Origin of the sequence: Streptomyces sannanensis (genome assembly GCF_039536205.1) — a bacterium.
GTDB classification, from domain to species: Bacteria; Actinomycetota; Actinomycetes; order Streptomycetales; family Streptomycetaceae; genus Streptomyces; species Streptomyces sannanensis.
Window position 1 is genome coordinate 2,640,342 of record NZ_BAAAYL010000001.1, and the last position, 18,815, is coordinate 2,659,156.

Annotated in this window: 22 protein-coding genes, 1 tRNA gene, 1 pseudogene and 1 riboswitch; of the genes and pseudogenes, 8 read left to right on the forward strand and 16 right to left on the reverse strand. The window is 69.2% G+C overall.

Annotated elements, in window-relative coordinates; translation table 11 throughout:
* Positions 1-23: 23 nt before the first annotated feature.
* From ABD858_RS12415 to ABD858_RS12425, 3 genes are read right to left on the reverse strand one after another with little or no spacing between them, the layout of a single operon-like run.
* Positions 24-995, reverse strand: a complete 972-nt coding sequence (locus ABD858_RS12415; RefSeq protein WP_345036593.1) for an ABC transporter ATP-binding protein — start codon at positions 993-995, stop codon at positions 24-26.
* A 6-nt stretch (positions 996-1,001) separates the two neighbouring features.
* A complete protein-coding gene (locus tag ABD858_RS12420; protein WP_345036595.1) occupies positions 1,002-1,907 on the reverse strand; it encodes an ABC transporter permease in 906 nt (301 codons plus the stop codon).
* Positions 1,798-2,598, reverse strand: a complete 801-nt coding sequence (locus ABD858_RS12425) for an ABC transporter permease (RefSeq protein ID WP_345036597.1) — start codon at positions 2,596-2,598, stop codon at positions 1,798-1,800. The genes ABD858_RS12420 and ABD858_RS12425 overlap by 110 nt, the downstream gene beginning before the upstream one ends.
* Positions 2,599-2,800: 202 nt before the next feature.
* Between ABD858_RS12425 and ABD858_RS12430 the strand changes: the two genes are divergently transcribed.
* The gene (locus ABD858_RS12430) at positions 2,801-5,080 is read left to right on the forward strand and encodes a transglycosylase domain-containing protein (RefSeq protein ID WP_345036600.1); all 2,280 of its coding nucleotides are present in this window, start codon (positions 2,801-2,803) and stop codon (positions 5,078-5,080) included.
* On the opposite strand, the gene ABD858_RS12435 is transcribed toward ABD858_RS12430, so the two are convergent.
* From ABD858_RS12435 to ABD858_RS12445, 3 genes are all read right to left on the reverse strand, one after another.
* The gene (locus tag ABD858_RS12435) at positions 5,058-5,378 is read right to left on the reverse strand and encodes a DMT family transporter (protein ID WP_345036602.1); all 321 of its coding nucleotides are present in this window, start codon (positions 5,376-5,378) and stop codon (positions 5,058-5,060) included. The two genes, ABD858_RS12430 and ABD858_RS12435, sit on opposite strands and share 23 nt — an antisense overlap.
* Positions 5,379-5,413: 35 nt before the next feature.
* A riboswitch (guanidine-III (ykkC-III) riboswitch) is annotated at positions 5,414-5,480 on the reverse strand.
* 57 nt (positions 5,481-5,537) lie between these two features.
* The gene (locus ABD858_RS12440) at positions 5,538-5,840 is read right to left on the reverse strand and encodes a GroES family chaperonin (RefSeq protein ID WP_425586320.1); all 303 of its coding nucleotides are present in this window, start codon (positions 5,838-5,840) and stop codon (positions 5,538-5,540) included.
* A 121-nt stretch (positions 5,841-5,961) separates the two neighbouring features.
* Complete coding sequence (locus ABD858_RS12445) at positions 5,962-6,282, reverse strand: DUF3618 domain-containing protein (RefSeq protein ID WP_345044469.1); 321 nt, start codon at positions 6,280-6,282, stop codon at positions 5,962-5,964.
* Between the two features lie 141 nt (positions 6,283-6,423).
* Between ABD858_RS12445 and bcp the strand changes: the two genes are divergently transcribed.
* The 5 genes from bcp to ABD858_RS12470 all read left to right on the forward strand — a co-directional run bounded on the left by bcp (position 6,424) and on the right by ABD858_RS12470 (position 9,636).
* Positions 6,424-6,891 (forward strand): thioredoxin-dependent thiol peroxidase, encoded by a 468-nt coding sequence (bcp, locus tag ABD858_RS12450; RefSeq protein WP_345036606.1) that lies wholly within the window; start codon positions 6,424-6,426, stop codon positions 6,889-6,891.
* A 142-nt stretch (positions 6,892-7,033) separates the two neighbouring features.
* The gene (locus ABD858_RS12455) at positions 7,034-7,435 is read left to right on the forward strand and encodes a hypothetical protein (RefSeq protein WP_345036608.1); all 402 of its coding nucleotides are present in this window, start codon (positions 7,034-7,036) and stop codon (positions 7,433-7,435) included.
* Positions 7,428-8,426: an HNH endonuclease signature motif containing protein gene (locus ABD858_RS12460; RefSeq protein WP_345036610.1), complete on the forward strand. Its 999-nt coding sequence runs from the start codon at positions 7,428-7,430 to the stop codon at positions 8,424-8,426. Before ABD858_RS12455 ends, ABD858_RS12460 begins: the two co-directional genes overlap by 8 nt.
* Positions 8,427-8,548: 122 nt before the next feature.
* Complete coding sequence (locus ABD858_RS12465; RefSeq protein ID WP_345033722.1) at positions 8,549-9,502, forward strand: IS481 family transposase; 954 nt, start codon at positions 8,549-8,551, stop codon at positions 9,500-9,502.
* A gap of 49 nt (positions 9,503-9,551) precedes the next feature.
* Positions 9,552-9,636, forward strand: a tRNA-Leu gene (locus ABD858_RS12470).
* A gap of 63 nt (positions 9,637-9,699) precedes the next feature.
* Here the strand turns inward: ABD858_RS12470 and rdgB are convergent.
* The 4 genes and pseudogenes from rdgB to ABD858_RS12490 all read right to left on the reverse strand — a co-directional run.
* Positions 9,700-10,302, reverse strand: coding sequence for an RdgB/HAM1 family non-canonical purine NTP pyrophosphatase (rdgB, locus tag ABD858_RS12475; RefSeq protein ID WP_345036612.1), 603 nt, complete (start codon positions 10,300-10,302; stop codon positions 9,700-9,702).
* A 21-nt stretch (positions 10,303-10,323) separates the two neighbouring features.
* On the reverse strand, positions 10,324-10,707 hold the full coding sequence (locus ABD858_RS12480) for a hypothetical protein (RefSeq protein ID WP_345036614.1): 384 nt from the start codon (positions 10,705-10,707) through the stop codon (positions 10,324-10,326).
* Positions 10,708-10,811: 104 nt separating this feature from the next.
* Positions 10,812-11,549 (reverse strand): ribonuclease PH, encoded by a 738-nt coding sequence (gene rph, locus ABD858_RS12485; RefSeq protein ID WP_345036616.1) that lies wholly within the window; start codon positions 11,547-11,549, stop codon positions 10,812-10,814.
* 105 nt (positions 11,550-11,654) lie between these two features.
* Positions 11,655-11,903 (reverse strand): annotated as a pseudogene (locus tag ABD858_RS12490) (PTS sugar transporter subunit IIB); the annotation flags it as partial.
* A 95-nt stretch (positions 11,904-11,998) separates the two neighbouring features.
* Between ABD858_RS12490 and ABD858_RS12495 the strand changes: the two are divergent.
* Complete coding sequence (locus ABD858_RS12495; protein ID WP_345044472.1) at positions 11,999-13,210, forward strand: PTS transporter subunit EIIC; 1,212 nt, start codon at positions 11,999-12,001, stop codon at positions 13,208-13,210.
* Between the two features lie 144 nt (positions 13,211-13,354).
* Here ABD858_RS12495 and ABD858_RS12500 read toward each other — a convergent pair whose 3' ends face one another.
* On the reverse strand, positions 13,355-14,104 hold the full coding sequence (locus ABD858_RS12500; protein WP_345036618.1) for an MBL fold metallo-hydrolase: 750 nt from the start codon (positions 14,102-14,104) through the stop codon (positions 13,355-13,357).
* A 187-nt stretch (positions 14,105-14,291) separates the two neighbouring features.
* On the opposite strand from ABD858_RS12500, the gene ABD858_RS12505 reads away from it, so the two are divergent.
* Positions 14,292-14,819, forward strand: coding sequence for a type II toxin-antitoxin system PemK/MazF family toxin (locus ABD858_RS12505; RefSeq protein WP_345036620.1), 528 nt, complete (start codon positions 14,292-14,294; stop codon positions 14,817-14,819).
* A gap of 315 nt (positions 14,820-15,134) precedes the next feature.
* Here ABD858_RS12505 and ABD858_RS12510 read toward each other — a convergent pair whose 3' ends face one another.
* The 5 genes from ABD858_RS12510 to ABD858_RS12530 all read right to left on the reverse strand — a co-directional run bounded on the left by ABD858_RS12510 (position 15,135) and on the right by ABD858_RS12530 (position 18,643).
* On the reverse strand, positions 15,135-16,085 hold the full coding sequence (locus tag ABD858_RS12510) for a PLP-dependent cysteine synthase family protein (RefSeq protein WP_345036623.1): 951 nt from the start codon (positions 16,083-16,085) through the stop codon (positions 15,135-15,137).
* Positions 16,086-16,090: 5 nt separating this feature from the next.
* On the reverse strand, positions 16,091-16,369 hold the full coding sequence (locus tag ABD858_RS12515; protein ID WP_345036625.1) for a MoaD/ThiS family protein: 279 nt from the start codon (positions 16,367-16,369) through the stop codon (positions 16,091-16,093).
* 97 nt (positions 16,370-16,466) lie between these two features.
* The gene (locus ABD858_RS12520; protein ID WP_345036627.1) at positions 16,467-16,571 is read right to left on the reverse strand and encodes a putative leader peptide; all 105 of its coding nucleotides are present in this window, start codon (positions 16,569-16,571) and stop codon (positions 16,467-16,469) included.
* Between the two features lie 103 nt (positions 16,572-16,674).
* Positions 16,675-17,100: a M67 family metallopeptidase gene (locus ABD858_RS12525; protein WP_345036629.1), complete on the reverse strand. Its 426-nt coding sequence runs from the start codon at positions 17,098-17,100 to the stop codon at positions 16,675-16,677.
* A 79-nt stretch (positions 17,101-17,179) separates the two neighbouring features.
* A complete protein-coding gene (locus tag ABD858_RS12530; RefSeq protein WP_345036632.1) occupies positions 17,180-18,643 on the reverse strand; it encodes an amino acid permease in 1,464 nt (487 codons plus the stop codon).
* Between the last annotated feature and the right edge of the window lie 172 nt (positions 18,644-18,815).

The window sequence follows — 18,815 nt, forward strand, 5'->3', positions numbered from 1 at the left end:
CTTCGCTCGAGCGGGGGGGACTCTCATGAGCGGGGGGACCCCCATGGCGCCGACGCGTACATCTTCGCGATCACCGTCTCGATGTCCGGCTCACGGACCGACAGATCCACCAGGGGGTACTCCGCCGCGATCGCCGAGACCAGCGGCGCCGCCGACGCCGAGGCGGGGAAGGCCAGCCACTGCCGCGGGCCCTCCACCTTCACCGCACGGGCGCCGTCCAGACGGATCGGCGGAAGCTCCCGCTCCAGGTCGACGACCAGCATCCGCTCGCTCTCCCCCGCCTCGTGCAGACCCGTGAGCGCCCCGTCGTACACCAGCCGCCCGTGGTCGATGACCATCACCCGCTCGCACAGCTGCTCGATGTCGGTCAGATCGTGCGTGGTGAGCAGCACGGTCGTACCACGCTCGGCATTGAGATCCCGGAGGAATACGCGCACCTTGGCCTTGCTGACGACATCGAGGCCGATCGTCGGCTCGTCGAGATACAGCACCTCCGGATCGTGCAGCAGCGCCGCCGCGATGTCGCCGCGCATCCGCTGCCCGAGGGACAGCTGGCGCACGGGGACGTCCAGCAGTGCGCCCAGGTCCAGGAGCTCCACACAGCGGTCCAGGTTCTCCCGGAAGCGGGCGTCCGGGATCCGGTACATCCGGTGCGCCAGGCGGTACGAGTCCCTGAGCGGCAGGTCCCACCACAGGGTGGTGCGCTGGCCGAAGACCACCCCGATGCGCTGCGCCAGCCTGGTCCGCTCACGCGACGGATCGAGTCCGGCGACCCGCAGCCGGCCGCCGCTCGGCGTGAGGATCCCGGTCAGCATCTTGATGGTGGTGGACTTGCCGGCGCCGTTCGGGCCGATGTAGCCGACCATCTCACCGCGCGGCACGCTGAAGCTGATCCCGTCCACCGCACGCACCCGCGTCTTCTCGCGGCGCAGCAGGCCCGTCCTGCGCCGCACGTCGAAGACCTTCTCCACACCGTCCAGTTCGATGAAGTCCACAGTCGCTCAGCTCCCCGTGCTCCGGTACGAACGCAGGCCCACCCGCCACGCCAGACCGGCGAGCCCGCAGCACCCCGCCGCCACCACCGGCGGCAGGAACGCCGCCCACTCCGGCACGTCCAGCGGGTACGGCCGCCCCAGGACGTACAGCGCGGGCAGCCAGTTGACGAAGGCCAGCGGCAGTACGAACGTCACACCGCGCACCAGGTCCTTCGCGAAAACCGTCGGCGGGTACTCAAGCAGGGTCGTACCCCCGTACGTGAAGGAGTTCTGCACCTCCGCCGCGTCCTGCGCCCAGAACTGGAACGCTGCCCCCGCGACGAAGAACGAGGCGAAGATCACCGCCCCGCTCACCACCATCAGCGGCATCGTCAGCACCCGGAGCGGCGTCCACTCGATGTCCAGGACGGCGAGCGCGTACCCCAGCACCAGCAGCCCCTGGATGATCCGGCCCAGCCGGCGCAGCGCGAACCGGTCCGCCGCCACCTGCGCCAGCACCGGCACCGGGCGGACCAGGAGGGTGTCCAGCGTGCCGTCGCGCACCCGCCGGCCCAGCCGCTCCATCGAGCCCATCACCAGATCCGCCAGTCCGAACGCCGTGGCCGCCGTCCCGTAGAGGAAGGCGATCTCGGGCAGGGTGTAGCCGCCCAGCACCTCCACATGCGAGAACATCAGCATGATCACCACGAAGTCGAGCGCGGTCGCGGCGAAGTTCCCGAACGTCGTCATCGCGAACGACGCCCGATAGGTCATCGTCGAGCGGATCCACATCGCCGCGATCAGCAGATAGGCGCGCAGCCCCTCAGCCACCCTGGACCACCACCCTGCGGGTCGCCGCCGCCTGCAGCAGCCGCCCGGCCGCGAGCAGCGCCACCGCCCAGCCGGCCTGGAACGCGTATCCCTCCAGCACATCCCACCCGGCGCTTCGCCCCAGGAAGATGTCCGCCGGGACCTGCAGCAGCGCCGACCACGGCAGCACCATCGCCACCTCGCCCAGCGCACCGGGGAACACGTTCAGCGGCAGGTACAGCCCGGAGAAGAACATCCCGGCCAGCATCATCAGCTGCACCGCTCCCGCCCCGTCCAGCAGCCAGAAGGCGGACAGTGCCACCAGGAAACGGACCGCGAAACTGACGACCGTGCCCAGGACGACCGCGACCAGGAAGGCGAGCCAGACGACCGGGCTCGCGGGCAGGGCGAGATCGAAGGCAAGCCCGCCCAGCACCATCGGCACGATCCCCCGCCCGAGGAAATGGAAGGCGGCCCGGCCGAGATCGGCCGCAAGCCACCACGACTGGAGGTCCGCGGGCCGGTAGAGGTCGATGGCGACGTCACCGGTGCGGATCCGCTCCATCAGCTCGTCCTCGAAGCCGCCGCCCATCATGGCGCAGGTCATGAGCAGCGCCTGGCCCAGCCACACATACGTCAGCGCCTGGGACTGGTCGTAGCCGCCGAGTTGCGGACGCTCGTCCCACAGGGCGATATAGGTGTAAGCCATGATGAACCCGAAGACGGTGTTGGTGAACACCCCGGCCGCTGTCGCCACCCGGTACGTCGCATAGCGCCGGAAACCGTTCGATGCGACGGCCGCGTACAGCCGCACGTCGTCAACCCCCCTTGCGCACTTGCCCGGTCCACTGCACCAAAGCGCCCGACCCTAGTCCAGGGCGCGGACCATCGCGACCGGATTTCCGCCGAATTTCCGCCAGAGGAGTGCAATATGCGCACGCCCCGCGAATCGCCCGCTAGAACACCGTTATGCCGGAGAGCGAACCTTGGGCCACGACGGAGGAGTCCCCACAGACATGAGCGACGAGCCAGAGCGGCAGGGCGGCGCGCCAGGGTGGACCCCGCGCGACCCCACGCCCGTCGGGCCGCCCGCACCCGCGGGCAGGAAACGGAGGACCCGCCCGAAACGCACCGGCCTGCGCCGCCTCGTACCCACCTGGCGGATGCTCCTCGGCACCTTCCTGCTCTTCGCCCTGCTGCTGTGCGGCGGCTTCGCCGTCGGCTACCTGCTCGTCGACATCCCGTCGGCCAACGCCACGGCCACCGCCCAGAGCAACGTCTATCTCTACGAGGACGGCACCCAGCTCGCCCGCGACGGCGAGATCAACCGCGAGAACATCACGCTCTCCCAGGTGCCCCTGACCGTCCGGCGGGCCGTACTCGCCGCCGAGGACCGCGACTTCTACTCCGAACGGGCCATCGACCCCCAGGCCATGATCCGCGCCGCCTGGAACACCGTCACCGGAAAGGGCAGACAGTCCGGTTCCACCATCACCCAGCAGTACGTCAAGAACTACTACCTGGGGCAGGAACAGACCCTCACGAGAAAGGGCAAGGAGTTCTTCATCGCGATCAAACTCGACCGCGAGAAGAGCAAGGACCACATCCTCGAGGGCTATCTGAACACCAGTTACTTCGGACGCAGCGCCTACGGCATCCAGGCCGCCGCCCAGGCCTACTACGGCAAGGACATCAGAGACATCGACACCGCGCAGGGCGCCTACCTCGCCTCCCTGCTGAACGCACCGAGCGCCTACGACGTGGTCGTGCACCCCGAGAACAAGGCCGCCGCCCTGGCCCGCTGGAACTACGTCCTCGACGGCATGGTGAAGGAAGGCTGGCTGACGGCGGCCGAGCGCGGCGGCATGCGGTTCGCCGAACCGGGCAGGGTCCGGCCCGCCTCGGGCCTGTCCGGGCAGCGCGGCTACATCGTCCAGGCCGTCAAGGACCACCTCACCAGGAACAAGATCGTCGACGAGGACACCCTCGCCGCCGGCGGGCTGCGCATCACCACCACCGTGGAGAGGAAGAAGCAGAACGCGCTCGCCAAGGCCGTCGACGACCAGGTGAGGTCGCAGCTCGACAAGGACAGGCGGAAGGCCGACCGTGACGTACGGGTCGGCGGCGCCTCCATCGACCCGGCCACGGGGAAGGTCGTCGCCCTCTACGGCGGCTTCGACTACACCAAGCAGTACGTCAGCAACGCCACCCGCCGCGACTACCAGGTCGGCTCCACCTTCAAGCCCTTCGTCTTCACCTCGGCCGTCGAGAACAAGGCCACCACCCAGGACGGCCGCAGAATCACCCCCGACACGGTCTACGACGGCACCAGCGGACGCGAGGTCCAGGGACGGGACGGGACGGTGGGATACGCACCGGAGAACGAGGACCGGACCAGCTACGGAATGATCACGGTCCGTACCGCCACCGACCAATCCGTCAACTCCGTCTACGCCCAGATGGCGGAGGACGTCGGCGCCGGCGAAGTCCAGCAGACCGCCGTCGACCTCGGCCTGCCGGCCGACACCCCCGAACTCTCCGGCGACCCGTCCATCGCGCTCGGCGTCGCCACCGCCGGCGTCCTCGACATGGCCGAGGCGTACGCGACCCTTGCCAACCACGGCAGGCACAACCGCTACACCCTCGTCGAGAAGCTCACCAGACGTGGTGAGCCCATCGACCTGCCGGAACAGGAGCAGAAGCAGGCCGTCAGCCGCGAAGCCGCCGACACCACCACCGCCATCCTGCGGGGCGTCGTCGAATCCGGCACCGGAACCGCCGCAGGGGCGGCCGGCCGCCCCGCGGCCGGCAAGACCGGCACCGCGGAGGAGGACCAGGCCGCCTGGTTCGCCGGCTACACGCCGGACCTGGCGACCGTCGTCGCCGTCATGGGCCAGGACCCCGACACCGCGGAGCACACGTCCCTGTACGGCGCCCTCGGCCTCGCCCGCATCAACGGCGGCGGACCCCCCGCCAGGATCTGGGGCCAGTACACGGCGGCCGCCCTCGACGGGACACCCGTCAAGGGCTTCGACCTCGTACTCGCGGAGGGAGCCGCGGAATTCCCACCGTCGCCGTCCCCGACCACCACCACACCGGAGGCGACGCCCGGAGCGAGCGAATCCCCGACGGCACCACCGCCCTCCACCGCACCGGCACCGACGCCCACCCTCAGCGAGGGCGGTACCGGAACACCGACCGACAGCGACACGCCCACCCACGGGCTGCCCCTGCCGGACGGCGGCACCCTCGGCGGAGGCCTCGTGGAGGGACTCAATGGCCCGATGTCACCTTGAGGCCCACCACGGCGACCAGCAGCAGCACGACGAAGAAGATCCGGGCGGCGGTGGCGGGCTCACCCAGAACCACCATGCCGAGCACCGCCGCACCGGCCGCGCCGATGCCCACCCACACGCCGTACGCCGTACCGATCGGCAGCGACTTGACGGCCTGCGACAGCAGCAGCATGCTCGCGACGATTCCGGCTCCGGTGAACACGCTGGGCCAGAAACGGGTGAAGCCCTCGGTGTACTTCATCCCGATCGACCAGGCGACCTCGAGCAGACCGGCGACGATCAGCAGAACCCAGGCCATGACAGAACCTCCGAGCGAAACGCGGAACAGTACGGGGTGCGTCGTCTTGTCGATGAACCCGGTACGGCGCGTCTCGTCGGGGCGCCCCCAAACTAGCAAAAAACGCGAGAAGGGCTGGTGACGGACGTCACCAGCCCTTCTCGTACTGCACAGGTACGGCTACAGGTACAGCCCGGTCGAATCCACGGATCCCTCGAAGCGGTCCGCGGCCACCGCGTGCAGATCGCGCTCCCGCATCAGGATGTACGCGACCCCGCGGACCTCGACCTCCGCCCGGTCCTCCGGGTCGTACAGCACCCGGTCCCCCGGCTCCACGGTCCGTACGTTCTGACCGATCGCGACCACCTCGGCCCAGGCCAGCCGCTTGCCGACGGCAGCCGTCGCGGGAATCAGGATGCCGCCGCCGGAGCGCCGCTCCCCCTCGGGGGCGTCCGACCGCACCAGGACGCGGTCGTGCAGCATCCGGATGGGCAGCTTGTCGTGGTGGGTGCTGTTCTGGCTCACGTACCGAACCTACCTGCCCGCGCCCCCGGCGTCCGCGCATGGGGGGTACCTCCCAGGCCCGAAGGGCTATGAGGGAGGGTCAGTCCCGTCGCTTGCGCGACGACATGGCGAGCAGCCCCACCAGCCCCACGGCCACCACAGCCGCCGGCACGACCCGCTCCAGACGCGGCGACCCGTCCGCGTGCGTCAGCTTCACCTTCACTTCGAGGACGCACCGGTGCACTGCCGCCGACGCCCGGCCCACGGCCCGGTCCACACTCGACGCGGCCTTGGCCTTCGCATCGCCGACGATCGTCTTCGGGTGCAGCCGTACCCCGATCTCGTCCAGCGTCTCGGCGAGCTGCTCGCGCCTGCGGACGATGTCCGCCTCGATCTGCGCAGGGGTCCTGGCTTCCGACACCGCGCTGCCTCCCGTCCTGGCCATGGTCGTCGTCTCGGGTTCCTACCTGATGGACAGTGTGTCAGCTCTGCCGCACTTGCACTGCTCGGCACCCCATTACGCTCGGGGGCGTACCTCCCGATCCCGTACCAGGAGACGATGATGAGCGAGCGACTCCAGCCCGGCGACACCGCGCCGGCCTTCACCCTGCCCGACGCGGACGGCAACGAGATCTCGCTCGCCGACCACCTGGGCCGCAAGGTCATCGTCTACTTCTACCCGGCCGCGCTGACCCCCGGCTGCACGAAGCAGGCCTGTGACTTCACCGACAACCTCGACCTGCTGGCCGGCGCCGGCTACGACGTCATCGGCGTCTCCCCGGACAAGCCGGAGAAGCTCGCGAAGTTCCGCGAGAAGGAGGACCTGAAGGTCACGCTGGTCGGCGACCCCTCGAAGGAGGTGCTGACGGCGTACGGCGCCTTCGGCGAGAAGAAGCTCTACGGCAAGACCGTCACCGGCGTCATCCGCTCCACGGTGATCGTGGACGAGGAGGGCAAGGTCGAGCGCGCGCTGTACAACGTCAAGGCGACGGGCCATGTCGCGAAGATCATCAAGGACCTGGGCATCTGAGACGCTCCGGGCCGCACGGAAGGGTCCGCGCCGCTCGCGTGAGCGGCGCGGACCCTTCCGCATATCGGTCGTGACCATCCGATATTCGGTTCGTTACTCCGTACGAGGTCGCGAACACGCGGCCGGGGGACGGAGGGGAACCATGGGGGTCAGGTACACCCGCGAGCTGCTCGCGGAGGCAGCACGCGAGACGACGAACTTCGACGACGCGGTGCGATGGTGCGGGGGCACTCCGACGCCGGGCAGCAGGCGCTACCTGCGCGACAGGATGGCCGAGGCGGGCATCGACTGCTCACACTTCACGACGCGGCGCGTGCGCCATACCGAGGAGAAGCTCCGCGAGGCGGTGGCCGCGTCGACGAGCATCAGGGAGGTCGTCCGGCGACTGGGGATCAGCCCTGTCGGCGGCAACCACACCCACATCAGCCGCCGCATCGCGACGCGGGGCATGGATACGTCGCCCTTCACCGTGCGCCCAGACGGAACTCACACGCCTGGGCGGCCCTGTGTGACGCCGGGACTGACGGGTGGCGCCCATGTCTGACCCGTACGCGCCGGGCAGGCTGGCCGCCACTGTCGCCGCAGCGAGGGGCTGGGCCGACCTGATGCGCCGCCTCGGCCTCAAGGAGAGTGGCGGTCAGCGCCGTGTCCTGCAGGAGAAGGTCGCCAGACTCGGCCTCGACACAAGCCACTTCAAGAAACGCAGCCCGTGGCGCAAGTACCCGGACAAGGCCATCGCCGAGGCGGTCGCCTCGTCCACCACGCTGCGCGAAGTCGTACAGAAGCTCGGGGCGCCACCGGCGACCGGAACGCTCTCGCACATCCGGCGACGGATCGCGGCGGCGGGAATCGACGTGAGCCACTTCCCAGGCCTGAACCGGGCAACCCTCGACTTGCCGTTCACCGACGACGAGCTCAAGGCGGCCGCCGCGTCCGCGCACAGTATCCGCGGGGTGGCCCGCGCCCTCGGGGTACCCGATGACAGCCGATCCCGCGCCACACTGCGGCACATGATCCACAAGCGCGGCATCGACATCAGCCACTTCACTAACAGACGGCTCACCTTGCCGGAGGAGCAGGTTCGCAAGGCCGTCGCGAACGCTACGAGCTTCGCGGACGCAGTGCGCACTCTAGAGCTACCCGTGAACGACACGAACCATCGCCGGGTAAGACGACGAGTGCTCCAACTCGGCCTTGACACGTCCCACTTCAAGCGACAGACGTGGGGCACCATTCGAGCCGCCGAGCCCAAGCCCATTGCCGACAAGGTCTTCCGGGTACGCCCGAAGGGAGCATCCCGCGAGAACCGCGACCGGCTCCATCGCGCCCTCGCCGAGGTGGGCGTCCCGTATCGCTGCGCCTCTTGCGGCAACGAGGGCGAATGGCTGGGCAGGCCGATCACTCTGCAAATCGACCACATCAACGGGGACTGGCTCGACAACCGTCGGGAGAACCTTCGCTACCTCTGCCCCAACTGCCACGCACTGACAGACACGTGGTGTCGGAACCGGAATAAACGACAGCCTGCCGCCTAGATGTTCTGTCTCGGGAGGTTGTGGACAGTGACAGGGGTCACGGCTGACCAATCTTGAAATGGGTGAGGGCCTTCTGGCCTGGTGTGGATTGCGACATCTGCACCAGCAACAGAAAGGCCCTCGTGCCCCACCGTAATGCACCCCTGAGCGAAACCGGCCGCCTGCGCCTGGCCCGCTGCGTCGTCGACGAGGGCTGGACCCTGCGCCGGGCCGCCGAACGCTTCCAGGTCTCACCCACGACAGCCCAGCGGTGGGCCGGCCGCTACCTCGAGCTGGGCGAGGCAGGCATGACCGACCGGTCCTCACGCCCGCAGCGCAGCCCGCGCCGGACCCCGACCCGCACCGAGCGGCGCATCATCAAGGTCCGCGTCCTGCGCCGGTGGGGGCCGGCCCGCATCGCCTACCTTCTCGGGCTGAACCCCGCGACCGTCCACCGGGTCCTGACCCGCTACGGCCTGGCCCGTCTGACCCACCTGGACCGTGCCACCGGCCGCGTCATACGCCGCTACGAACGTGAACGCCCCGGCGAACTGGTGCACGTGGACATCAAGAAGCTCGGCAACATCCCCGACGGCGGAGGCCACAAGACCCTCGGACGCCAGGCCGGCCGCAAGACCCGCTCCGGCGTCGGTTACAGCTACCTGCACAACGCCGTCGACGACCACTCCCGCCTCGCCTACAGCGAGATCCTCGGCGACGAGAAGAAGGAGACCGCCGTCGGATTCTGGCAGCGGGCCCACGCCTTCTTCGCCCAGGCCGGGATCACCGTCGAACGCGTCCTGACCGACAACGGCTCCTGCTATAAATCCCACCTGTGGCGCAACTGCCTCACAGAGCAAGGGATTTCACACAAGCGGACCCGCCCCTACCGGCCCCAGACCAACGGGAAAGTCGAGAGGTTCAACCGCACCCTCCTCGACGAATGGGCCTACGCACAGCCCTACCGGAGCGAGACCGAGCGACGCGAGGCATACCCCGCCTGGCTGCACACCTACAATCACCACCGCGGACACACCGCGCTCAAGGGCCAACCACCCGCCAGCCGCGTCCCTAACCTCACGGGTCAGTACACCTAGAGCTCGCGTGTCAGATGCAGCCGCCAGCCGCTACGATGGCTGGCGGCTAGCGGCCGTGTCGGAACTGGCGAGACGAGCTGGGTTTAGGTCCCAGTGGGTTTTTACCCGTGTGGGTTCGAGTCCCACCGGCCGCACACCTTCGATTTGAAGGCCCGGGCCCCGAGTGTCAGGTTCCGGGCCTTCGACATACCCGGGCGTCAGCCCAGCAGTTCACGCACCACCGGGACCAGCGCCCGGAAGGCCTGGCCGCGGTGGCTGATCGCGTTCTTCTCGGCCGGCGTCAGCTCCGCGCAGGTGCGCGTCTCGCCGTCCGGCTGGAGGATCGGGTCGTAGCCGAAGCCGCCCGTGCCCGTCGGGGCGTGGCGCAGGACGCCGCGCAGGCGGCCCTCGACGACGCGCTCCGTGCCGTCCGGGAGGGCCAGCGCCGCCGCGCAGGCGAAGTGGGCCGCTCGGTGGGCGTCGTCGATGTCCGAGAGCTGGGCCAGCAGGAGCTCCAGGTTGGCCTTGTCGTCGCCGTGGCGGCCGGCCCAGCGGGCGGAGAAGATGCCCGGCGCGCCGCCGAGGACGTCGACGCAGAGGCCGGAGTCGTCGGCGACCGCGGGGAGGCCGGTGGCCTGGGCGAGGGCGTGGGCCTTCAGGAGGGCGTTCTCGGCGAAGGTGACGCCGGTTTCCTTGACGTCGGGGATATCGGGGTAGGCCTCCGCGCCGACGAGGTCATGGGTGAGACCTGCGTCGGCGAGGATGGCGTGGAGTTCGGCGAGTTTCCCGGCGTTGCGGGTGGCAAGGATCAGGCGGGTCATGCCGTCCAGTATCGGTGCACGTCAGGGCGTGCAGATCTTGCCTATCTCGGCGGCGGCGTCGGTTATCGGGGTGATGTCCGGGGTTTCGTCGCCGTTCTTGATGTCGGTACGGACCTTGTCGACGCCGTCGGTGAGGTCGTCGACGGCCTTGCCGAGGTCGGCGTCGTCCGTCCTGTCCTTGAGGCTGTCGAGTTCCTCGTCTATCCGGTCGAGGGCCTGCTCCGCCTGGAGCGGGTTCTCGGCGATGTCGGAGACGGCCTGCCGGAGGTTGTCGACGCTCTGGGCGATGGCGTCCGCGGTCTTGACGCAGTCCAGGGCCTTGTCGAGTGCGCCGCAGCCGACGAGGAGGGGGATGGTGACGGCTGCGGTGGTGAGGGCAAGGGCGGTGCGGCGGCGCGCGGACATGGAGTGCTTCCTCCCCAGGTGGTTGGACGGACGCACGGTTCGGCCCGTGCGCCCGCACTCGTAGGGACGCCTCGCCGGGCGCCGTGGTTGCCAGTCGTACTCTGTCAGTCGGTGAGCACCGCGGCGAGCACCTCGCGCTGGATCGCGGCGAGTTCGGTGCAGCCGCCGGTGGCGAGGTCGAGGAGGGCGTTCAGTTCCTTGCGGTCGAAGGGGGTGGCCTCGGCGGTGCCCTGGACTTCGACGAAGCGGCCGTCGCCGGTGCAGACGACGTTCATGTCGGTTTCGGCGCGTACGTCTTCCTCGTAGCAGAGGTCGAGGAGGGGGGTGCCGTCGACGATGCCGACGGAGACGGCGGAGACGGTGCCGGTGAGGGGCTGGCGGCCGTGCTTGACGAGCTTGCGCTTCTGGGCCCAGCTGACGGCGTCGGCGAGGGCGACGTAGGCGCCGGTGATGGCGGCGGTGCGGGTGCCGCCGTCGGCCTGGAGGACGTCGCAGTCGAGGACGATGGTGTTCTCGCCGAGGGCCTTGTAGTCGATGACGGCACGCAGGGAGCGTCCGATGAGGCGGGAGATCTCGTGCGTACGGCCGCCGATCTTGCCGCGGACGGATTCGCGGTCGCCGCGGGTGTTGGTGGAGCGCGGCAGCATGGAGTACTCGGCGGTGACCCAGCCTTCGCCGCTGCCCTTGCGCCAGCGGGGGACGCCTTCGGTGACGGAGGCGGTGCAGAAGACCTTGGTGTCGCCGAAGGAGATGAGGACGGAGCCCTCGGCGTGCTTGCTCCATCCGCGTTCGATGGTGACGGGGCGGAGCTGTTCGGGGGTGCGGCCGTCGATGCGAGACATGGGGCTGAGCCTAGCCGCACATGAGTGAGGCCCTGTTCCGCGGTGGTACCGGCTGCCGTGCAGCGGGGGAACGGGGCCCTCACGGGTGGGCCCGGGGGCGGGTGCTCACATCATGTCTTCGATTTCGGTGGCGATGGGGTCCGCGTCGGTGCCGATGACGACCTGGACCGCGGTGCCCATCTTGACGACGCCGTGGGCGCCTGCGGCCTTGAGCGCGGCTTCGTCGACCAGGGCCGGGTCGGCGACTTCGGTGCGGAGTCGGGTGATGCAGCCTTCGATCTCTTCGATGTTGTCGATACCGCCGAGCCCGGCGACGATCTTCTCAGCCTTGCTGGCCATGTCTTTCTCCCTGCTCCGGTCCGTTGTGTCACGTTAACGCACGGTTTGACCCATCTTTGCGAGTACGGTGACTTCCCGTGCCGAATGACAAGAAGAAGGGATCCGGCGCGATGGCCGTCGCGCAGCGCATCGGCCGGAGCCTGATGCTGCCGGTCGCGGTGCTGCCCGCGGGCGCGCTGCTCGTCCGTCTCGGCCAGGACGACATGCTGGGCCGGGCCTGGATGCCGGCGTTGATCAAGAAGATCGCGAGCTTCATGGCCGCGGGCGGCGACGCCGTCCTCGGCAACATGGCGCTCCTCTTCGCCGTCGGCATCGCGATCGGCTTCGCCAAGAAGTCGGACGGCTCCACGGCGCTCGCCGCCGTCACCGGCTACCTGGTCTTCAAAAACGTGCTCGCCACGTTCACCGACCCGAGCCTGCCCAAGGTGGCGACGGTCGAGGACGGCAGGATCGTCATGGTCGAGAAGGCCGTCGACGCCGGCGTTCTCGGCGGTGTCGTCCTGGGTGCCGTCGTGGCGCTCCTCCACCAGCGCTTCCACCGCACCAAACTGCCGGACTGGGCGGGCTTCTTCGGCGGCCGCCGCCTGACCCCGATCCTCTCCGCCTTCGCGGGCATCGGCATCGGCATCGTCTTCGGCTGCGTCTGGCCGGTACTGGGCAAGGGCCTGCACGGCCTGGGTGAGGCCCTGGTGAACTCCGGGGCCGTCGGCGCGGGCGTCTTCGGTGTCGCCAACCGTGCGCTCATTCCGGTCGGCATGCACCATCTGCTGAACTCCTTCCCGTGGTTCCAGGCCGGTGAGTACAACGGCAAGAGCGGCGACATCGCCCGCTTCCTCGCCGGCGACCCCAGCGCCGGACAGTTCATGACGGGCTTCTTCCCGATCATGATGTTCGCGCTCCCCGCGGCCTGCCTGGCGATGGTCCACTGCGCCCGCCCCGAGCGCCGCAAGGTCGTCGGCGGCATGATGTTCTCCCTCGCGCTCACCGCCTTCGTCACCGGTGTGACCGAGCCGATCGAGTTCACCTTCATGTTCATCGCGCCGGTGCTGTACGCGGTCCACGCGGTCCTGACCGGTGTCTCCATGGCGCTGACCTGGGCGCTCGGTATGAGGGACGGCTTCGGCTTCTCGGCCGGTGCCATCGACTACCTGCTCAACCTGGGCAAGGCGACCGACCCGCTGGGGCTGGCGTTGGTCGGTCTGTGCTTCGCGGCGGTCTACTACGCGGTCTTTCGCTTCGCGATCACCAGGTTCAACCTGCCGACGCCGGGCCGCGAGTCCGACGAGGAGCCGGCGGAGCTGCCGAAGGCCGAGGCGAAGTAGGACGCGCCGGCCCGGCCAGGGGCCCTGGGAGCACCGGATCGCTCTCGGGGCCCTTTGCGTGCACGGCCTCGGGGGCGGCCACGCCGGGGCGTTCGGCCCGCTACGCGGCGGCCGGGGTGCGGGCCGGCGGCCCGCCCGGACCCCCTAGATCTCGTACACCGCGCCCGGCACGGCCAGCTCCGTCGGGCCCTCGTAGACCGCGCGGGCGTCCGCGAGGTTCTGCTGGGCGTCCGTCCACGGCGGGATGTGGGTGACGACGAGACGGCCGACGCCGGCCCGCTGCGCGTAGGCCCCGGCCTCGCGGCCGTTGAGGTGGAGGCCCGGAATGTCCTCCTTGCCGTGCGTGAAGGACGCCTCGCACAGGAAGAGATCGGTGCCGGCGGCGAGGTCGAGGAGCGCCTCGCACTCTCCGGTGTCACCCGAATAGGTGAGGGACCTGCCGCCGTGCTCGATCCGGATGCCGAAGGATTCGACCGGGTGGCAGACCTTCTCCGTACGGACCGAGAACGGGCCGATCTCGAAGGTGCCGGCCTTCAGGGTCTGGAAGTCGAAGACCTCGCTCATCGCCTTGTCCGACGGCGTGTCCGCGTAGGCCGTGGTGAGCCGCCGCTCGGTGCCCTCCGGCCCGTACACCGGGATGGGGTCGCAGGTGCCGCCGTGGCGGTAGAAGCGGGCCACGAAGTACCCGCACATGTCGATGCAGTGATCGGCGTGCAGATGACTGAGGAAGATGGCGTCGAGGTCGTAGAGGCCGATGTGGCGCTGCAGCTCGCCGAGGGCGCCATTGCCCATGTCGAGAAGCAGCCGGAAGCCGTCGGCCTCGACGAGGTAGCTCGAGCAGGCCGATTCCGCGGACGGAAACGACCCCGAGCAGCCGACGACGGTGAGCTTCATGGAGCGTGAACCTCCGTGGCGGAAATCGGGAACGCGACGGGCGACGGGGGTCGTGCGATTGGTCGAGCGTAAGGCGCAAAAGGACTGTTCGCTCCTCCTTGTCGGACCGTTGTGGGGGAACTCACCTGCGCTGTCACCTGATAGGGCGGAACGAGCGAAGTGGGGAGTGCGCCGATACGGTCTGGGTATGGACACATCCTGGTGGCCCGCGCTTGCCGCGGTGGTGGCGATCGCGCTGGTCGCGGCGCTGGTTGACGGGCGCGCACGGCGCCGGCCCGGGAGCCGCATACGGCCCGGTGGCAGAGTACGCCCTCCGGGGCGTCCGGCCGGACCGCGGCGGGCGCCGAAGGGGCGGCCGCGGCCCGGGGAGATCTGGTGGGCGAATGTGCCCTTCGAGGACGGGCCGGAATCAAGGGGGGCCGGGCGCAGCCCGTCGGGCAGGGCGGTGGTGGGAGACGGGTGGGCGAAGGACCGTCCCTGTCTGGTGCTGTCGGTGCGCGGCGACCTGGTGGTCGTCGCGAAGATCACCAGCCGCTATTCCGACGAGCGGCCGGGGGTGATCCCGCTGCCGCCGGGGTCGGTCGGCGACGCCCGGGGCCGGGCGAGCTTTCTGGAGACGTACGAACTGCGTGACGTGGCGCTGTGGGAGTTCCGCCGCCGGGTGGGCGTGGTGGACCCGGCGGTGTGGGACCAGGTCCGTCACCTCGCGGCGTAGGGCAGCGCCCTGTGGCGAGTGAGCCGAAGGGGGCGCGGCTCCATGCGCCGGAGGCGCATATCAACACGGTGAAAGGGAGTGGAGGCACCTCCGGGGGCACCCAGGGGAAGGTAGCTGGGGGAGGTAGCCGGGGGAGCGCGCAGGGTCCCGAGGACTCGTGCCGGCATGCGGCTCCGCCGCGGGAGGGACCCGAGGCTGTATCGATATGCGGCTGTCGCGCGTGATCGACCGTCGACACGGCCTTGAGCCCCCCGTGGGGGTTCCCCCCCGGAACGAAGTCCGAAGGAGAGCCGAGCCTTCGGAAGAGACTCGCGGCTACGCCCAGAGCTGGCCCTGGAGGGTCTCGATGGCCGCTTCCGTCGTGGGGGCCGTGTAGACGCCCGTCGACAGGTACTTCCAGCCGCCGTCCGCGACGATGAAGACGATGTCCGCGGACTCCCCCGCCTTGACGGCCTTCTTGCCGACACCGATGGCCGCGTGCAGGGCCGCGCCCGTGGAAATGCCCGCGAAGATGCCTTCCTGCTGGAGGAGTTCACGCGTACGCGTCACCGCGTCGGCGGAGCCGACGGAGAAGCGGGTGGTGAGCACGGAGGCGTCGTACAGCTCGGGTACGAAGCCCTCGTCGAGGTTGCGCAGGCCGTAGACGAGGTCGTCGTAGCGCGGCTCGGCGGCGACGATCTTGATGTCGGGCTTGTGCTCGCGCAGGTAGCGGCCGACGCCCATGAGGGTGCCGGTGGTGCCGAGGCCGGCCACGAAGTGGGTGATGGACGGCAGGTCGGTGAGGATCTCGGGGCCGGTGGTGGCGTAGTGGGCGCCCGCGTTGTCGGGGTTGCCGTACTGGTAGAGCATCACCCAGTCGGGGTGTTCGGCGGCGAGTTCCTTGGCGACGCGTACGGCGGTGTTGGAGCCGCCGGCGGCCGGGGAGGAGATGATCTCGGCGCCCCACATGGTCAGCAGGTCACGCCGCTCCTGTGAGGTGTTCTCGGGCATGACGCAGACGATGCGGTAGCCCTTGAGCCTGGCGGCCATCGCGAGCGAGATGCCGGTGTTGCCGGAGGTCGGCTCGAGGATGGTGCAGCCCGGGGTGAGCCGCCCGTTCTTCTCCGCCTGCTCGATCATGTGCAGGGCCGGGCGGTCCTTGACCGAGCCGGTGGGGTTGCGGTCCTCCAGCTTCGCCCAGATGCGGACGTCGTCGGAGGGGGAGAGCCGCGGCAGCCGTACGAGGGGCGTGTTGCCCACGGCTGCCAGCGGATTGTCGTACCGCATGGGGATCAGGCCATGCCGCCGGCCACGGCCGGCAGGATCGTGACGCTGTCGCCGTCGGCGAGCTTGGTGTTGATGCCGTCGAGGAAGCGGACGTCCTCGTCGTTGAGGTAGACGTTCACGAAGCGGCGCAGCTGGTCGCCTTCGACGATGCGTGCCCGGATGCCGGCGTGGCGGGTCTCGAGGTCGGCGAAGAGCTCGGCGAGGGTCTCACCGCTTCCCTCGACGGCCTTGGCGCCATCGGTGTAGGTGCGGAGGATGGTCGGGATGCGGACCTCGATGGCCATGGCGTGGGCTCCTGTCGGGAGGAAGGCAGGCGGGTGCGCGGCTGGCGCGATGGTGCGGGGCTGTGCGGGCTGTGCTCGGTACGGGCACGGGTGCGGCTCAGGCGGCGGGGACCGTACACATCGCGCCGGCCAGGCGGCACAGGTCGACGTGCAGGCGCGCCACCAGCAGGGGCGCCTTCTTGCTCACGTCGAGGGAAACCATGCGGTCATCGTAACGATTCCCGGCCCGTCCCCCGGAGTGTGATCTCGGATGCTGGAACGCAGGCGATCGCACTACGGAAAGTCTTCGCGGGCCGGACGGCCGATCAGGCGTACGCCTCGACGATCTCGACCTCTTCCTCGGTGACCTGGCCGTCGACGATGCGGAAGGAGCGGAACTGGAAGGGGCCGGCGTCGTCGGTGTCGGCGGTGGAGACCAGGACGTAGTGGGCGCCGGGCTCGTTGGCGTAGGAGATGTCCGTGCGGGAGGGATGGGCCTCGGTCGCGGTGTGCGAGTGGTAGATGATCACGGGCTCTTCGTCCCGGTCGTCCATCTCCCGGTAGAGCTTGAGCAGGTCCCCGGAGTCGAACTCGTAGAAGGTGGGCGAGCGGGCCGCGTTGAACATCGGGATGAAGCGCTCGGGGCGTCCGGAGCCCACGGGTCCCGCGACGACGCCGCACGCCTCGTCGGGGTGGTCCTGGCGCGCATGCGCGACGATCTCGTCGTGGAGGGCCTGGGTGAGGGTCAGCATGTCGGCCAGCATAAGCAGAAGGGCCCGTACGTACCGGAGTGCGGTACGTACGGGCCCGAATGCCGGACAGCGGGACGGTTCAGTCCTTCGTCAGGACACGGTCGCGCTTGCTGAAGGCCGCGGCCTCCGGGTTGCGGCTCTTGAGCACCCAGTACGCGATGCCCAGGATCAGGGCCCACAGCGGTGCGCAGTAGAGCGAGATACGGGCGTCCTTGTCGATGCCCATCATCACGATCACCATGCCGATGAAGGCGAGGGAGAAGGCGCTGAGCCAGATGCCGCCGGGGGCCTTGAAGGGCGACTGCGGGAGCTCACCGCGGTCGGCCTTGAGGCGGTAGCGGATCTGGCAGATGAGGATGACGATCCAGGCCCACATGCCGGAGATGGTGGCGAAGGAGACGACGTAGTTGAAGGCGTCGCCGGGCCACTGGTAGTTGATCCAGACGCCGACCATCATCAGCGCGGCGGAGACCGTGGTGCCGACCAGCGGGGTGCCGCTCTTCGTCAGCTTGGTGAAGAGCTTCGGGCCCTGGCTGTTGAGCGCGAGGTCGCGCAGCATGCGGCCGGTGGAGTACATGCCGGAGTTGCAGGAGGACAGCGCGGCGGTCAGGACGACGAAGTTGACGATGCCGGCGCCGGCGGCGAGGCCCATCTTCTCGAAGGCGGCCACGAACGGCGAGACGCCCGGCTGGAAGTTGGTCCACGGCACGACCGAGAGGATCATGACCAGCGCGCCGACGTAGAAGACGGCGATGCGCCACGGCACGGTGTTGATGGCCTTGGGCAGCACGGTCTTCGGGTCCTTGGACTCCCCCGCGGTGACGCCGACGAGCTCGACGGCGAGGAAGGCGAACATGACCATCTGCAGGGTCATCAGCGTGCTGCCGATGCCGTGCGGGAAGAAGCCGCCGTCGCTCCACAGGTGGCTGACGGACGCGGTGTCGCCGGCGTCGGAGAAGCCGAGCGTGAGGATGCCGGCGCAGATGAGGATCATGCCGACGATGGCGGTGACCTTGACCATGGAGAACCAGAACTCGAGCTCACCGAAGAGCTTCACGGAGATCAGGTTCGCGGCGTAGAGGATGATCGTGAAGACGAGGGCGGAGAGCCACTGCGGGATGTCCCACCAGTACGTCATGTAGGTGGCCGCCGCGGTGACCTCGGTGATGCCGGTGACGACCCAGAAGAGCCAGTACGTCCATCCGGTCACGAAGCCGGCGAAGGGGCCGATGAACTCGCGCGCGTACTCCGAGAAGGAGCCCGACACGGGGCGGTACATGAGGAGCTCGCCGAGCGCCCGCATGATGAAGAAGATGACGAGACCTGCGATGGCGTACGCGAGGATGAGGCTGGGTCCCGCCTTGGAGATGCCCTTGCCCGCGCCGAGGAAGAGGCCGGTGCCGATGGCACCGCCGATCGCGATCATCTGGATCTGCCGAGAGCCGAGCCCGCGCTGGTATCCCTCGGAGTGACCGGACTGACCGGAGTGGCCGTCCTGCACGGCCTCACTGCCGTCATGCTTGTCGACCCGCACTGAGGTCATGGATGTGCGCCTTTCTCCATGCCGACCCGAGCTCTTCAGTGGCTCCGGACCGACTGTGACGATCCTTTTTTCGGGGTGAACCCCGGGATGGATATGGAGTGCTACCGGCGGTCAGCCGGCATAAGCGCCCCCGGGGGCAGGGGTGGCGCCCCTCGGGTGGTCGTGAAGATTT